Here is a 17,102-nt window from a genome sequence, read left to right on the forward strand (position 1 = left end):
TAATTTGGTTAATTTGGTTTGGTATAATAAATTTCTAGCTTAAGCCTTTTATCCTCCGGAACATTAGCCCCGGATTTACTTCCGTAAAGCACTGTCCCCATCGGGCTGATTACCGATGATACGGGAGCCGACTTAACTTCAGTCGTTCCTGTTGTAAACGGAGTTCTTAAAGCCGCATTTGAAATCTGACTGATAGACTCAGTTACTGCAAGCCCAATAACTACGTTTGTAGAATCTTTGTTAACTATATTATTTACGTGGTCTGTAATACGAACTTTATAACGCAGCCCTTCACCATCATCATCATACTCAAGAATCCCGCCATAAATATAACGGCTGTATTTAGAGTTAGATGAATTTGTGGTTTGATCTACATAATAATCATACAAAGGTCTTTTGTTTTTCACATCATAAAGATACAATCTGTTTGGCTCAATTGCATTAGCCATAGCCGCCTTATCTATGTAAAAAGTAAGATTAGCTTCGTTTATAAGCACTCTTTCTCCAGTCACAGGATCCGGCTTAAGAAAATCAAGATCTACCTGATCCAGTATATTGATAAATGCTAACGAACCTTCACCGCCTTTAACATACAAACGCTCATCGCCTTCAACTTCGTCAGAAGAACTTATAGCCGAAGTAAACGTATCATTATAAGTATTATCAAATAGATTTACAGTATTACCGGTTAAGTTAAGAGTAATGGTTTTACTGATTGTCTCCACATTACCTTCCTCATCAAGCACAGGCTCTCCGTCAGTACCCAGTTTTGTATCCGTGTAAAGTATAACGATTTTACCATCTGTAAAATCCATCATACCCATTGCACTGTCACTACCTACCTGCTCTACATCAAAATACAAACCTCTAAAGTAATCCTTAAAAACATTGTTATTAACTAGGCTTCCTTCAGGAGCGTTAAACATCTTCTCAGTAAAGAAATCCTTATTAAGCTGAAGATACATACCCGGAGCAAATCGCTCAACAAGTTTCTCACTTCCGTCTTCAAGTGTAACCCTTCTGTCTATTTCTGCTTCACTGAAAGAGAATTCATTGTTCTCATCCGGATTAGCACTATTGTTTAACAAAACAGAGCCTTTATAAGTATCGATAAGCGAGCGGTCATCTGAGTAATATTTCTGAACCCCATCTTCAGATCCCGGATCAGTACTTCTAAGGTAATATCCGTTTTCAAAAATATTCAGTTTTATCTTGCCATTCTCTCCACCAAAAATAGAATCAAGAGTATAGGTACTTTCGCCGTCAGTATCTGTACTTTCAAGATTACTGAAATAAGGCACATACAAATACACTGTATCTATCACCGGATTGGTTAGTGTTGGGTTTTCACTGGCAAGTGCAACCTGAGTCACAAAACGGGAAATGGTTTTCCCAAACACAGGGTTATCATATACCCCCAGTGAATTTATAGGCATGTTATTAGTTTGCACCGATCCTGTTGACTTATCAAAAGCTACAGCATTAGCAACATACTTTTCAATACCGTTGTGGTGTACATCATCCTGAATTATATCAGAACCCACCTCGTTATAGTCATAATCACAAGCTATTACGCTAACAAGAGCAACAGTACCCAAAGCGACAGCAAGTTTATTTAGTATTCGGCTTTTCATAGAATTTTTTTAAAATGTTTTTCTATAAAACCTGATTTTTATAGAAATTAGTATACTCCTCTGCAAATTTATCTTTAGGAACATACGGCAGGAATGGTTTTCCTGAAGCCTCAACAAACTTAACCATATCATCAGAAACATTTTCTGAAGCTATAATAACTGCGTCAGAATGCGCTATGGATGCTTTAAGTATATTTTCATAATTTGGTTCGGCAAGATGCTTTATGTCACTTTCAGGAACATCATCAAAGGCAACTTTTTTGATCATTTCATTATCCAGTGTACCGTCAAAAGACTGACCGTATACCGAAGTAACGATTTTTGTATCAGCAAAAAGTGCTTCATCTTTATAAAAATGCTTCATATAGATAGGCAACATAGCAGCCATCCAGCCATGAACATGAATAATATCGGGAACCCAGTTTAATTTCTTAACGGTTTCCACTACTCCTTTTGCAAAGAAAATTGATCTTTCGTCGTTATCCGGGTAAAGTGTTCCGTCTTCATCAGCAAAAGTCGCTTTTCTTTTAAAGTACTCGTCGTTATCAATAAAATAAACCTGAATCCTCTCTTTTGGTATAGAAGCCACCTTAATGATAAGTGGCATATCCATATCATTCACCACCAGATTCATACCTGACAGACGAATAACCTCATGTAACTGATGCCTTCTTTCATTAATATTACCGTAGCGAGGCATAAAAATTCTGATTTGCCCGCCTTGGTCGTTTATCATTTTTGGCACGTCATACGACATCAAAGACACTTCATTTTCAGCCAAATAAGGTACTACTTCAGATGATACATATAATATCCTCTTATCCTCCATTGTAAATATTAGATTTTAGAATTGGGTATAAAAAACACGCAAAATTAAACAATTTTATGCATTTTATCACTAAAATATTAATTTTGCCTCCAATTTTAATTACAAATTAATGCTCATTTTCAACAACAAAACCGATTTAAAAGCACAGTTAGCCAAGCTTAGGGAAACTAACTCGGGCGTTGGTTTTGTACCTACCATGGGAGCCCTGCACAACGGTCACCTCTCTCTTTTAAAGGAGTCTGTAAAGCACAACAGCCATACTGTTATCAGTATTTTTGTTAACCCAACCCAGTTTAATAATCCCGAAGATCTGGAAAAATATCCGCGTACACTGGAAACAGATGTCGATAAGATTAAAACGGTAAGTGAGGATATTATTGTTTTTGCACCAAGCGTTAAAGAAATGTATGATGACAACATTACATCGGCAAACTTTTCTTTTGACGGACTGGAAAACCAAATGGAAGGACGTTTCAGGCCAGGTCATTTTGACGGCGTGGGCACCATAGTAAAAAAACTGTTTGAGATAGTGGAACCGGATAATGCCTACTTTGGCGAAAAGGATTTCCAGCAGCTTCAAATCGTTAAGAAGATGGTAGAAAAAAACAATATGCCGGTAAACGTAGTAGGGTGCCCTATTCTTAGAGAGGAAAACGGACTAGCAATGAGCTCCCGTAACCAGCGACTTAGCGAGGAAGATAAAACCAAGGCAGCATTAATTTACAAAACCTTAACCGAGGCTAGGCAATTATTTGACAGTCATTCCGTTGAATATATAACCGAATATGTAAATAACATTTTCAAGGCACATCCGGAGTTTGAAATGGAATACTTTGAAGTAGCCGAAGAAGACACGCTTTTGCCTGCCAGTATTAAGGAAAATAAAAAATACCGTGCTTTTATTGCTGTTTTTTTAAGTAATATTCGCCTAATAGACAATATTTCATTAAATTGATTACCTTTGCGCCATGCAAATTCAAGTTGTAAAGTCCAAGATTCACCGCGTTACGGTGACTGGAGCCGATTTAAATTACATAGGCAGTATAACTATTGACGAAGCGTTAATGGAAGCTGCAAACATTATTGAAGGTGAAAAAGTTTCCATAGTTAACATTAACAATGGTGAAAGGCTGGAAACTTATGTGATAAAAGGAAACAGGAACAGCGGAGAAATAACACTTAACGGTCCGGCTGCCAGAAAAGTACAAAAGGGAGATATTATTATCATCATCTCTTATGGTATCTTTGAATTCGAAGAGGCTAAAACATTTAAGCCTTCTATTGTTTTCCCAAATGAGACAGACAACTCGCTAACATAATTTGAAAAAAAAGTTAAGCAGAATATTAAGTATACTACTCCCACTTTCGTTGGGAGTTTTTTTAATTATATACATATTCAGGCAGTTTACCCCAGAGGAATCATTAGCTGTTAAAAACAGTTTTAAAACAGCCAATTACCTGTATGTAGGTATTTCGCTTTTAGTAGGCATAACCGGATTTTGGGCACGCGCCTACCGCTGGAAATATACTCTAGCACATATAGGCTATACCGCGCCTTTTCATGTAAAATTTGGTGCTGTTAGTATTACGTACCTTATGAACATGCTTGTTCCGCGAAGCGGGGAAGTAAGTCGTGCCATCGTTTTAAAACGATATGCCGATGTACCTTTTGATAAAGGACTGGGAACCATAATCTCCGAAAGAATAATAGACCTTTTCCTACTTATCATTGTACTGGGCGCCACTGCTATTTTACAGTTTGATGTTGTAAAAGAACACCTTGCCGATGTACCTTTTAAAAAACTACTTATTTACGGGATTATAGCCGGAATTTTGTTTTTAGGCTCCATCCTGTTTTTTATATACTCAAAACTAAGCTGGGTACTAAAACTCAAAGCAAAAGTATCAGGGCTTATTGAAGGTGCACTAAGCGTTTTTAAAATGCCTAACAAATGGCCTTTCCTATTGCTTTCGGTTTACATATGGTTCTCTTATGTACTCATGTTTTACATAACCATTTATGCCTTACCGGAAACCGCCAGTCTTTCTTTCGGGTCGGTAGCAACCGCCTTTGTGGTAGGCAGCCTTGTTATCACTTTCACTAACGGCGGAACAGGCTGGTTTCCTGTGATTATAGGTAAAACACTTACCATTTACGGCATACCTTTTACTGCCGGAACTGCCTTCGGTTGCATTGTTTGGGGATCGCAAACAGGTCTTATTTTTTTACTTGCCGGCCTGTCATTTTTATTATTGCCTTTACTTCAAAAAAGCAAATAATCGCTATCTTTCCGCTTTCAACTAAAAACCGACCAAAAGCAATGAAAAAAATTACCTTACTGTTGCTGATTTTTGCTTTTTGCAATACCTACGCCCAGCAGCTTACCACTGAAGAAATTGCATCTGAAGCGTTAAACGAAAACAGACTGGTAACTATAAAATTACCCAGCTCTTACGAACGCAGCAAAGACAAAAAATACCCATTACTTGTATTACTTGACGGCGATTACCTGCTAGACCCTTTTGCCGGGGTACTATCGTACACTTCTTACTGGGACGACCTTCCGGAAGTTATAATAGTAGCAATTAGCCAGCCCGACAGGGATATGGACTGCGAATGGGAAAGCGAAAGCGGACTACCGCAGGAAAAAGGAGAAAAATTCTTTGATTTTATAGGACGTGAAGTTGTACCCATGATGGAAAAAAAATACAGGGTATCTCCGTTTAAAATTATAGCCGGGCATGATGTAACTGCCGGATTTGCTAACTTCTTTCTGTATAAAGACGATCCGCTTTTTAATGCTTATATCATGATGAGCCCGGTACTGCCGGCAGAAATGGAAACCCGTGTTCCTGCCAGGTTCAAAGCGATAGACAAACCTATTTTTTATTATCTGGCTACTGCCGATGGCGATGTAGGCCGACTTAAAAACAAAATAAAAGTAATGGACGAGAACATTAAGGCTGTGACCGAAACCAAGTTCCGTTACCTTTTTGACGAGTTCATTGGAGAATCCCACTATTCATTAGTACCAAATGCCATTCCAAGCGCATTGTATCATATTTTCTCTTCTTACCAGCCTATCACCTCAGATGAGTTTCAAAAACTGGCAGCACAAACTTCGGGTTACGTGCAATATCTTGAAGACAAGTATGATATGATTGAAAGGGATCTTGGTGTAAAAATGACCGTGCGCCTTAACGACTTTAAAGCCATTGAAGCGGCTATTATGAAAAATGGCGCTTTTGGAGAATTTAAAGACCTGGCAAGCGTAGCAAGAAAAAACTATCCTAAAACCATAATAGGCGAATACTATGAGGCCCTGTTTTACGAACATACAGGCAACATAAAAAAAGCCATCAAAGTATACAATAACAGTTTTAACTTTGAGGAAATAGGCGGAATAACAAAAGATTATATGCTTGAAAAAGCAGAGAGTTTAAAAAGTGAGATGTAATATTTATGGCTAAGTTAAAAACAGCTTTTTTTTGTCAGAATTGCGGCACCCAGTATTCCAAATGGCAGGGGCAGTGCAATTCGTGCAGGGAATGGAATACTATTGTTGAAGAAGTAATCCAGAAGGAGGAAAAACAGGCATGGAAACCATCGTCTCCCGAAGTTAAAAGAGCTGCAAAGCCATTACGCATTAATGAAATAGACTCTTCTCAGGAAATTCGCCTTAATACGGGCGACGGAGAATTAAACCGAGTACTGGGCGGTGGCCTGGTACCCGGCTCCCTTACTCTTTTGGGTGGTGAACCCGGTATAGGTAAGAGTACTCTACTGTTACAAATATCGCTTCGCCTTCCTTACAAAACACTTTACGTATCGGGGGAGGAAAGCCAGAAACAGATAAAAATGCGCGCCGAAAGGATTACCCCATCGGCAGACAACTGCTTTATACTTACCGAAACCAAAACGCAGAATATTTTTAAGCAAATAGCTGCGATTGAACCCGAAGTGGTTATAATCGACTCTATCCAAACACTGCATACTGATTTTATAGAATCGTCGGCCGGAAGTATCTCACAGATAAGGGAAACTACTGCCGAGCTTATTAAGTTTGCCAAAGAGACCAATGTGCCGGTTATCCTTATTGGCCACATTACCAAAGACGGTAGTATTGCCGGGCCAAAAATACTGGAGCACATGGTGGACACTGTACTACAGTTTGAAGGCGACCGCAACCATGTATATCGTATACTGCGCTCTCTTAAAAACCGATTTGGTTCTACAGCCGAACTGGGTATTTACGAAATGCTGGGAACAGGACTTAGAGAGGTGGCAAACCCTTCGGAAATATTAATATCCCACAAGGAAGAAGAACTTAGCGGTACAGCAATAGCCACCACCATGGAAGGCATGCGCCCGCTTATGGTAGAGATACAGGCGCTGGTGAGTTCTGCTGTATATGGTACTCCGCAGCGAAGCACAACAGGCTACAATGCCAAAAGGCTCAACATGGTACTCGCCGTACTGGAAAAAAGAGCCGGATTCAGGCTGGCAGCAAAAGATGTTTTTCTTAACATTACCGGTGGTATCAATGTAGACGACCCTGCTATTGACCTAGCCGTAGTGGCAGCCATATTATCTTCTAACGAAGACATACCCGTAGGAAAAGACTTTTGTTTTGCGGGAGAAATAGGGCTTTCGGGAGAAATACGCCCCGTTAACCGTGTGGAACAGCGTATTTTAGAAGCCGAAAAATTAGGTTTTTCCACTATTTTTGTATCTAAGTACAACAAGATTTCACTTAAAAACACCCTGATAGAAATAAAGCTGGTCTCTAAAATAGAAGATGTAGCAGGTCATTTATTCGGGTAACAGGATACATTATGCGAAAAATCAATCCAAAAAAAGCAGCTGTAATTACCCTTAAAATAGTTGCCGCACTTCTGGCACTTTTAATTATAGGTTTTTTTGCCTTTCGCAATACATTTTTAAATAAGGCTATTGATAAAACCATAGCCAAAATGGATACCGAATACAACAGTATGTTTACTGTTGGCAATGCTTCCTTTAAGGGACTATCGGGCATTGAGGTTAGTAATGTATCATTAACACCGAAACAGGGCGATACACTCTTAAAAATAGAAACTGTAAAAACAAGCATTAACCTGTCCCGTCTTTTAGCAGGCGAGATACAACTGGGCACGCTTGAAATGAAGAATGGATATATTCAGCTAATCCAAAACGAAAAAGGGAAAAATTTTGAATCGTTTCTGCATCGCAAAAAGGGAACGGTATCAAAAACCAAAAGCGAAGGTCCTGATTATGCCCGTAAAACTTATAAACTGCTACATAAGCTACTTAACCTTATCCCTACCGATATGCAGTTGGAAAACCTGGCACTTACCGTTAACGATAATGGGCGCAGGGTAAACCTCAACCTTAAACAGCTAAGACTGGTTAACGAGCAACTGGAATCGTTTATGGCGGTAGAGACCGACAGCCTTTCGCAAAACTGGGAAGTAAAAGGTTTTGCCGACCCAAGAAACAGGCAGGCCGACCTGAAATTCTATAACTCAGGCAAAGGCAGGATTATAGTACCATATCTTGACGAGCGTTTCGGACTTAAATCCGGTTTTGATTCCATTAGGGTAAATGTGGAGAATATAGACCTGAGCGGAGACGAGTTTAGGGTAGACGGTTTTGCTTCTATAGAAAACTTTATGGTAAATCATCCCAAAATCGCTAAAAAAGATGTGGTGATAAACAGTTCCCGTTTTGATTATCATTTCCTTTTCGGTCCTGATTTTATAGAACTGGACAGTACCTCAGCCATGCAACTCAACAAAATAAAAATACAGCCTTTTGTTCGTTACAGTATAGAGAAAGATACCATTTACCAGTTAAAAGCAACAATTCCTGATATGAAAGCACAGGAATTTATCAACTCCCTGCCTAACGGACTGTTTACCCATTTCGAAGGTATGGAAGCCGATGGTAATTTTAGTTATCAGCTCGACTTTATGTATAACAAGAACAAGCCAGACGATATTGTTTTTGACAGTAGCCTGAAAAAAGAAGGCTTTAAAATCAAAAAATACGGCGAGGCTGATTTGGGTAAACTCAACACCTCGTTTGTATACAGAGCTATTGATAACGGCGTTAAACAGCGTCCTATAGTTGTGGGTCCGGATAACCCTAACTACACACCATATGACCATATCCCCGATTTCCTTAAAAATGCTGTATTAACAAGCGAAGATCCTTCGTTTTTCCATCACAGGGGCTTTATTAACGAAGCATTTAAACAAAGTATAGTAAAGAATATACAAACCAAAAAATTTGCGCGGGGTGCCAGTACCATAAGCATGCAGCTGGTTAAAAATGTTTTCCTGACCCGAGAGAAGACCCTTTCACGAAAACTGGAAGAAATCCTGTTGGTTTACATACTGGAAAACAACCGTATTGCCAGTAAGGAAAGAATGTTTGAAGTATACCTCAACATTATTGAATGGGGGCCTAATGTATATGGCGTGGGCGAAGCAGCTCAATACTATTTCCAAAAACCACCACTGGCATTGTCGCTTGACGAGTCGGTTTATCTGGCAAGTATTATTCCGAGGCCTAAAAAGTTCATGTGGCGTTTTAACGATAGGGGCGAGCTAAGAGGTTTTGCCGTAACACACGATAACTATATCAAGAAGCTAATGGTAAACCGTGGGGTGATTCAGGCGAATGACACGACTGGTCAAACCGGACAGATTAATGTTACCGGACCTGCAAGGGAATGGCTTAAAATTAGAGAGGAAGCCGTACCGGAAATTGACACTACCGAGACTGGAGGCTTTTTAAATAAACTGTTTAAAGGTTTTAAATAAACCATCTAAAACCTTTAAACAGTTGTTTTATTTCCACATAAAAAGGCTTATATTTTTATCTGCATAATCTACAAATGTCTTGTATAGCTCTTTTTTAAACTCATCAGTATAAAAATAATCTTCTAAAATATCAGCAGATTTAATTTCATTCTCACCTGATTTAAAAGCATCCCATCTTTGATCCCAGTTTATACTAATATCATTAAAAACTTCTTTCCGTTTTAAATAGCTATCAGATGCACCAATAAATTCATTTAAGCACTTCTCATAATCATTTTTAAGCTTATTAAGTTTAAGCTCATCAAATGCCTCTAATACAGAAAAGGCAAATTCAGGCTTGTTAAAAAAGAACTGATTAACACCTCCGTTATCCACATCTCCTGTAAAAGCAAGTAAACTATGAAATACTTTTTGGGGCTTATTCAATTTATTAAAAAACTCTTCTTCAGACTCATCTTTTCCAGACATTTCGGTCAAGGTATCAAAAAGACGATACATATATTCCCAAAACCTGTTATCATAGCTATCAAAATTTTCCCAGGAATATTTCTTATCAAGAGCCTCTAACCATTCACTATCGTATTGAGGAGCGTAAATTAATTCTGTTTGATTACCATCATAAATACTATAAAAATCAAATTCTCTCTTAAACTTTTCTTCAAGTCGTTTTTGTTTTTCTTTTTTAATACGATTATATGCAAAAACACAAAATACAATGAAAGCAAAGCTAATTTTTACAACTCTAAATGTGGTCATATTGGTTCTGTTGTTAATAAGTCAAATATAATTAAAACAATCATCCTTTTCTACAAAAATTAATCCCCTCTCCCAACCTTAAGCCCATTTTTATGCTCTATAACAATAAATTAAATTGTTATGAGAGCACTTCTGATTATTCTATTATTAGCAGGCAATGTAATGCTGGCACAAAAACCCGTGTTTACAAATGCCGAAGCAAAATCGGCCACCGTATATTTTAACGGCGCCGAACTTACCCATACTGCAAATGTAAAACTACCGGCAGGCACGAGTGAGATAGTAATTAAAAACGTAGCCGATTACCTTAATGAGAGTACAGTGCAAATTGGCGCACCTTCTACCCTTACGGTACTTTCGGTACAGTTTACCCGAAATTATATTTCAGAATATACCCCAGATGAAACCTCTCCGCAGGTAAAACAGGTGCGTGATAGTATTACCCTTTTAACCAAGGAACTGAACAGAGTTAAAAATGCCAAAACATCTGAAGAAAAGATACTGGAATTACTGGACAAGAACAATCAGGTGTACGGACAGGATTCGGGACTAAGTGTAGCCGAGCTTATGAAAATGGTAGACTATTACAAAGCCAAAAGAACCGAAACTGCCAATACCATAAATACCTTAATGGGACAGGAGAGAAAAATCACTGAAAACATTACCCGCCTTAACCGAAAACTGGAGGTAAACACCAGTAAAACAGAAAAAGATTCACAGGGTAAACTGGTACTACAGGTAATGAACGAAACGGCAGGTAATATTCCGCTTTCCATAAGTTACCTTACACCAAGTGCCACATGGTCTCCTTTTTATGACCTTAGAGCCGAAAGCATATCTGAACCTATTAACATGATGTATAAGGCACAGGTAACACAAAACACCGGAATTGACTGGAAAAAAATAAAACTAACACTTTCAAGCGGACAACCTAATCAAAACAATGAGGCCCCTATACTAAGCGCATGGTTTTTGAGATTTAATGATTTTCGTAATTACCGTAGCGGGGATGTTTCTGTAATGAATAGCTTACAGGGACAGGTAGAGGAGTTACAAATTTCATCGGGTAGAGGAGCTCCAACAGGAGATATTGTATACAAAGAAAAATCTTCCATTGATAAATATGTAGCCATAACAGAAAACCAGCTTACGGTTTCGTTTGATATCGATGTACCTTATGATATTTTAAGCAACGGTAAAAAGCACAGTGTAACTCTTAAGGAAATAAAACTACCTGCCTCATACAGGCATTACGCTGTACCTAAACTGGAAAAAGAAACTTTCCTTCTTGCTGAAATAGAAGACTATTCCAAATACAACCTATTAAGCGGTGAAGCCAATATTATTTTTGAAGGTATGTATGCCGGAAAAACCTACATAGATCCAAACAGCACCAGTGACACGCTAAGGTTAAGCATGGGGCGTGACAAGAAGGTGTCGGTTAAAAGGGAAAAAGTGGCCGATAAGTCGGGATCTAAATTCCTTTCATCTTACAAAGAGCAAACTTTTACCTACGACCTGACTGTAAAAAACAACAAAAAGGAAACCGTATCGCTTATGCTAAAGGACCAATATCCTATTAGTACCGATAAGGATATTCAGGTAGAATTACTGGAAAGCGACGGTGCCAAAATAAACAAAGAAACCGGAGTTCTAACCTGGGAACTGAAACTAAAACTGGGTGAGAGTAAGAAACTTCGTATTAGCTATAAAGTACGCTACCCGAAAGACAAACCCGTTTACAACCTATAAGTTTTTGTTAACCAGCTTGTTGTATTGTTAATTTATTATTACTTTTAGAAAACAACCAATACAATTTAGCTATGAGAACACTATTTACTTTTGTTATTTGCCTCTTTACAGGAGCTGCTTTTTCACAGGCGCAACCCGAACTGGAAATGTATGCTATAGGGTTTAATTCACCAGTGGTAATAACCAATGCCGGAGATGACCGCATATTTATAGCCGAACAGGGTGGGCTTATCCGTTTCTTTAATGAAACAAATCCTGATGCAACTACCTTTCTGGATATAAGTGATCTTATCTCTACCGGAGGCGAACGCGGACTGTTAGGGCTGGCTTTTCATCCCGATTATGCCACTAACGGGTATTTTTATGTTAACTATACCAATAGCGAAGGTACAACGGTTATTTCACGTTTTACAGTAAGCGATACCGACGGAGATGCTGCCAACCCTGATAGTGAGGCTATAATGATGACTGTACCACAACCGTTTAGCAACCACAATGGAGGCTGCCTTCAGTTTGGGCCTGACGGTTACCTGTACATTGCCATGGGCGATGGTGGTAGCGGCGGTGACCCTAACAATTATGCACAAAATCTTGAAAGCTATTTAGGAAAACTGCTTCGTATTGATGTTCAGGATGATGGTTCGTACGATATACCGGGAGATAACCCTTTTGCAGGGACAAGTAATGTAGAGGAGATTTGGGCCTACGGATTACGCAATCCGTGGAAGTTTTCGTTTGACTCTGCTACGGGTGAACTTTGGATTGCCGATGTGGGTCAAAATGCTATAGAAGAAATAAATAAGGTTGACGGTACTTCGGCAGGACTTAATTACGGATGGCGCTGTTACGAAGGCAATGACGAATATGACATGAGCCAATGTGCCGGAGTTACAGGAACCGTAATGCCTTATGCCCAATACACGCATAATGAAACAGGAGGCTGCTCCATTACAGGAGGATATGTTTACAGAGGAACTATGTATCCGGATATGCAGGGTATGTATTTCTATGCCGATTACTGCTCTAATGTAGTAAGCTCTATAGATACCGAAGGAAACATCGAAGATGTTCAAACCATAGGCGGAAGCAACTTTACTACATTTGGCGAAGATGTTAACGGAGAGCTATACATTACAGGAATGAGCGGCATTATATACCATATAAAAGATAACAACTTAGGACTGGAAGATGTTAACAGCAATCAGTTTGCTGTTTATCCTAATCCGGCATCACAAAACCTGTTTATAAAAAACAATACTGTGAATACTCCTTTAGAGAGGGCTCACATATATGATACAAGCGGAAAAGTGCTTCTAAACAAACCGCTGGAAAACATTGAACTGAATAGTCTTGATATTTCAGGACTTTCAAACGGCTTATACATTTTAGCCCTTACCGATGCAAATGGTTCGAAATATAATTATAAACTCGCTGTAAAATAAAGTACATTACTACCCTTGATAAAAAAAGCCCGGAGGTATTAACTTCCGGGCTTTTTATTTCTGTATAAAAAACGGCTTACTCTATATCGTTAAGCATTTTTGATATCTCATCCAGTTTCGGTGTAAGGATAATTTCTATCCTTCTGTTTTTAGATCTTCCCTCTGCAGAATCGTTATCAGCTACAGGAGCAAATTCTCCCCTACCGGCTGCAGTTAAGTTTTTAGGGTCAACACCTTTATTATCACGAATAATGTTTACAATAGCCGTAGCACGTTTTGTAGAAAGATCCCAGTTATCGGCAATCTGGCCTGATCCGTTGTAAGGTACATTATCAGTATGCCCTTCAATAAGCACGGTAATATCAGGATTAGCAGCAAGTACTTTAGCTACTTCGGTTACTGCCCTTTTTCCTTCAGTACCTACTGTCCAACTACCGGAATTGAATAGCAGCTTATTCTCCATAGATACATACACCTTCCCGTTTTTATGCTCTACAGTAAGCCCCTTACCTTCAAAACCGTTAAGGGCTCTTGAAAGGGTTTCTTTAAGTGCTCTCAAACCTTCTTCCTGAGCAGCTATCATACCTTCAAGCTCATCTACACGTTGTGAACGCTCCTGTAGGTCGCTTTTCAGTTTGTTTAGTCTTTCCTGCTCGGCAGCCAGGGCTTTTTCTTTAGCTTCAAGTTCGGCTAAAAGCTCCCTGTTCTTTTTCATATTACTGTCAAGCGCAGCACTACTGTTTTTCTCTAATGCACTGTATGATGCCTTAAGGTTATCAAGACTGTTTTTTGTGGCAGCATAATCAGCTGCAAGTTTATCTCTTTCCTCTTTAGCTTTATCCAGTTGCGACTGTAAATCTTTCGACTGAAGGTCCAGACTGTTTTTCTCCTGAGCCAGTGTTGAGTTCTCATCGGCCAGGGCACGGTTTTCTTTCTTAAGATCGGCATATTTATTTTCCAGATCCTTATAAACCTTTGATGACACACACGATGTAGTAAGTGCCATTAAAAGTATACCTGCAGTAATTTGCTTTACCATTTGTGTATTCGTGTATTTAGTAATTAATTAGGTTCTTATTCAAACTCCACTACTATAGGGCAGTGGTCACTGTGTTTGGCTTCGGGTAAAATAACAGCCCTTGTTAGCCTTTCGCGCATTGGTTCGGTAGCCATGGCATAATCTATACGCCACCCTTTGTTATTGTTACGGGCATTAGCCCTATAGCTCCACCAGCTGTAATTATGCGGTTCCTTATTAAAATGACGGAACGTATCTATAAAACCGTTTTTGATAAAGGCATCCAACCATGCTCTTTCTTCCGGAAGGAAACCGGATACCTTTGCGTTTCGCACCGGGTCGTGAATATCTATCGCTTCGTGACAAATATTATAATCACCACATATAATAAGGTTAGGGATTTCTTTTTTCAGGTTATCCACGTAGTCGTGAAAATCCCTCATGTACTGAAACTTATGCTCCAGTCTGTCGATATTAGTACCTGATGGCAGGTAAAGACTCATTACCGAAAACGTATCAAAGTCAAGCCTTATATTACGCCCTTCAAAGTCCATATAATCAATTCCTGTACCATAAACCACATTGTTTGGCTTATGCTTGGAGAATATTGCTACACCGCTATATCCTTTTTTCTGAGCCGAAAACCAATAGTGATATGGATACCCGGCAGCCTCAATTTGCTGTACGTCTACCTGATCGTGAGTTGCTTTTGTTTCCTGCAGGCAAATAATGTCGGGGTTAGCCTGTGTTAACCACTCCATAAACCCTTTTGTAAATGCTGCCCTTATACCATTTACGTTGTATGAAATAATCCTCATTTTCCCTTTTTATTTGGTTCAAAAATAACCAAAAAAGGATGAATATAACAATTTGTGCAACAATACATTATAACCGACTTGTTTTCAGAAAACTACAAAAAAACTGACCTTTTACTACCTTAAAAACAATAATCGCCCCCACCGTTTGTTCAGAATTGTTATCTTTGTTTCTTGCAGTAACACTAATGTAAATGAGCTTAGTTACCTCTAAAGAAGTTGCAAAAGCAATTAAAGCCGATAAATATGGGGTTTTGGGAACCTTTTCGGGCTGGTTGCTAATGAAAGTTCTAAAGATATCAACCCTAAACAAAATATACGACAGGAACAAACATCTTGAGGGTGTTGAGTTCCTTAACTCTATATTGAACGAATTTCAGATTAAGTTTGAAATTCCTGAAGAAGATTTAAAACGTATCCCTAAACAGGGACCTTACATAACCATATCAAACCATCCGCTTGGAGGCATAGACGGCATACTACTTTTAAAATTAATGGTTGAAAAAGATCCGAATTTTAAAATTATTGCCAACTTTTTACTTCACCGCATTGAGCCGCTAAAACCGTTTGTGATGCCGGTTAATCCTTTTGAAAATCACAAAGATGCAAAATCAAGCGTTGCAGGGATTAAAGATGCTTTAAGACATTTGAGTGATGATATGCCGTTGGGAATTTTCCCTGCCGGTGAGGTTTCTACCTACAAAGACGGAAGACTGCTTGTAGACAAGCCTTGGGAAGAAGGAGCCATTAAGCTTATTAAAAAAGCACAGGTACCGGTTATACCTATATACTTCCACGCTAAAAACAGCAGACTGTTTTACTGGCTGTCTAAAATAAGCGATACCATGCGCACGGCAAAACTGCCTAGCGAACTGCTTACACAAAAAGACAGGGTTATAAAAGTGAGGATAGGCAAACCTATTTCGGTTGCCGAACAAAACGAATATGAAACTGTTGAGGCTTACTCAGAATTTTTAAGACGAAAAACCTATATGCTTGCAAACCCATTTGAAAAAGGCACTAAGCTTATAGATGCTTCTAACCTTACCTCAAGCCTTAATATTAAAATACCAAGAAGCCCTAAAGAAATCGCAGGCCCGGCTAACCACGCCCAGATGCTTTCGGAAATAAAGCTTTTAAGAAAAGGGGATTATCGCCTTTTACAAAGTAAGAACTATGAAGTGTTTTTTGTTTCGGCAGATAAAATTCCGAACATACTGCATGAAATAGGCCGACTTAGGGAAATTACATTTAGGGAAGTAGGCGAAGGCACTAATGAGTCGCTTGATCTTGACAAATACGATAAGTACTACCACCACATGTTCCTTTGGGACGAGGATGCCAAGTGTATTGCAGGGGCTTACCGTATGGGACTTGGTACCGAGATTTATACCAAATACGGTATAGACGGGTTTTACCTGCACGACCTCTTCCGTTTTGAACCGGAACTGTATGATATGATGTCAAAATCCATTGAAATGGGTAGGGCATTCATCATTAAAGAATACCAGCAAAAGCCAATGCCGTTATTCCTGCTATGGAAAGGTATTGTTCACACCACATTAAGATACCCTGAACACAAGTACCTTATAGGTGGGGTAAGTATTAGTAACCAGTTCTCTGAGTTCTCAAAATCATTGATGATTGAGTTTATGAAGTCGCATTATTACGACCCATACATTGCCCAATACATCCACCCGAAAAAAGAATACAAGGTAAAACTTAAGGACGCCGATAAAGATTTTGTTTTCAACGAAACCGAATCAGACCTTAATAAGTTTGATAAGATTATAGAAGAAGTGGAGCCTAACAACCTTAGACTACCAGTTCTTATTAAAAAATACATTAAGCAAAACGCCAAAGTTATTGCCTTTAACGTAGATCCGCTGTTTAACAACGCTATTGACGGACTAATGTACATAAGGATAGCCGATTTGCCGGAAAGTACCGTAAAACCGGTAATGGAAGAGTTTCAGGCCGAACTGGAACGTAAGCTTTCCGAAAAAGAAGAACAATAAAAAAAGCCTT

The 17,102-nt window shown here is 38.9% G+C and carries 14 protein-coding genes; 9 read left to right on the top strand and 5 right to left on the bottom strand.

What is annotated here, in order from left to right:
* Positions 1-8: 8 nt before the first annotated feature.
* Both Q763_RS03670 and Q763_RS03675 read right to left on the bottom strand, forming a co-directional pair.
* Positions 9-1,634, bottom strand: coding sequence for a DUF4270 domain-containing protein (locus tag Q763_RS03670; RefSeq protein WP_052123210.1), 1,626 nt, complete (start codon positions 1,632-1,634; stop codon positions 9-11).
* Positions 1,635-1,656: 22 nt separating this feature from the next.
* Positions 1,657-2,463, bottom strand: a complete 807-nt coding sequence (locus Q763_RS03675) for a glycogen/starch synthase (protein ID WP_035131354.1) — start codon at positions 2,461-2,463, stop codon at positions 1,657-1,659.
* A 109-nt stretch (positions 2,464-2,572) separates the two neighbouring features.
* Here Q763_RS03675 and panC point away from each other — a divergent pair, with 109 nt between their 5' ends.
* Genes panC through Q763_RS03705 form a run of 6 tightly spaced genes read left to right on the top strand, consistent with a single transcriptional unit; the run spans position 2,573 to position 9,291 of the window.
* Positions 2,573-3,418 (top strand): pantoate--beta-alanine ligase, encoded by an 846-nt coding sequence (gene panC, locus Q763_RS03680; protein WP_035131356.1) that lies wholly within the window; start codon positions 2,573-2,575, stop codon positions 3,416-3,418.
* Positions 3,419-3,431: 13 nt separating this feature from the next.
* Positions 3,432-3,782 carry an aspartate 1-decarboxylase gene (gene panD, locus Q763_RS03685; protein ID WP_035131358.1) on the top strand — a complete coding sequence of 117 codons (351 nt, stop codon included), beginning with the start codon at positions 3,432-3,434 and terminating at the stop codon, positions 3,780-3,782.
* A gap of 1 nt (position 3,783) precedes the next feature.
* Positions 3,784-4,743 carry a lysylphosphatidylglycerol synthase transmembrane domain-containing protein gene (locus Q763_RS03690; protein WP_035131360.1) on the top strand — a complete coding sequence of 320 codons (960 nt, stop codon included), beginning with the start codon at positions 3,784-3,786 and terminating at the stop codon, positions 4,741-4,743.
* A 41-nt stretch (positions 4,744-4,784) separates the two neighbouring features.
* A complete protein-coding gene (locus tag Q763_RS03695) occupies positions 4,785-5,921 on the top strand; it encodes an alpha/beta hydrolase (protein WP_035131362.1) in 1,137 nt (378 codons plus the stop codon).
* 5 nt (positions 5,922-5,926) lie between these two features.
* Positions 5,927-7,288 carry a DNA repair protein RadA gene (radA, locus tag Q763_RS03700; protein ID WP_035131364.1) on the top strand — a complete coding sequence of 454 codons (1,362 nt, stop codon included), beginning with the start codon at positions 5,927-5,929 and terminating at the stop codon, positions 7,286-7,288.
* Positions 7,289-7,299: 11 nt separating this feature from the next.
* Positions 7,300-9,291, top strand: coding sequence for a transglycosylase domain-containing protein (locus tag Q763_RS03705; RefSeq protein ID WP_052123211.1), 1,992 nt, complete (start codon positions 7,300-7,302; stop codon positions 9,289-9,291).
* A 27-nt stretch (positions 9,292-9,318) separates the two neighbouring features.
* On the opposite strand, the gene Q763_RS03710 is transcribed toward Q763_RS03705, so the two are convergent.
* A complete protein-coding gene (locus Q763_RS03710) occupies positions 9,319-10,047 on the bottom strand; it encodes a DMP19 family protein (RefSeq protein WP_035131366.1) in 729 nt (242 codons plus the stop codon).
* A gap of 120 nt (positions 10,048-10,167) precedes the next feature.
* On the opposite strand from Q763_RS03710, the gene Q763_RS03715 reads away from it, so the two are divergent.
* Together Q763_RS03715 and Q763_RS03720 are read left to right on the top strand one after the other, a co-directional pair.
* Positions 10,168-11,799, top strand: a complete 1,632-nt coding sequence (locus Q763_RS03715) for a DUF4139 domain-containing protein (RefSeq protein ID WP_035131368.1) — start codon at positions 10,168-10,170, stop codon at positions 11,797-11,799.
* Positions 11,800-11,870: 71 nt separating this feature from the next.
* On the top strand, positions 11,871-13,241 hold the full coding sequence (locus Q763_RS03720; protein ID WP_035131370.1) for a PQQ-dependent sugar dehydrogenase: 1,371 nt from the start codon (positions 11,871-11,873) through the stop codon (positions 13,239-13,241).
* A gap of 76 nt (positions 13,242-13,317) precedes the next feature.
* Here the strand turns inward: Q763_RS03720 and Q763_RS03725 are convergent, their stop codons facing one another.
* Entirely contained in the window at positions 13,318-14,280 is a 963-nt protein-coding gene (locus Q763_RS03725; RefSeq protein ID WP_035131372.1) for an OmpA family protein, read from the bottom strand.
* Positions 14,281-14,315: 35 nt separating this feature from the next.
* Positions 14,316-15,077: an exodeoxyribonuclease III gene (locus tag Q763_RS03730; protein WP_035131374.1), complete on the bottom strand. Its 762-nt coding sequence runs from the start codon at positions 15,075-15,077 to the stop codon at positions 14,316-14,318.
* Positions 15,078-15,268: 191 nt separating this feature from the next.
* Between Q763_RS03730 and Q763_RS03735 the strand changes: the two genes are divergently transcribed.
* Positions 15,269-17,092 carry a GNAT family N-acyltransferase gene (locus Q763_RS03735; RefSeq protein WP_035131376.1) on the top strand — a complete coding sequence of 608 codons (1,824 nt, stop codon included), beginning with the start codon at positions 15,269-15,271 and terminating at the stop codon, positions 17,090-17,092.
* Positions 17,093-17,102 lie beyond the last annotated feature (10 nt).

The sequence above is a fragment of the Flavobacterium beibuense F44-8 genome, assembly GCF_000769915.1.
In the GTDB taxonomy this organism is placed as follows: Bacteria; Bacteroidota; Bacteroidia; order Flavobacteriales; family Flavobacteriaceae; genus Flavobacterium; species Flavobacterium beibuense.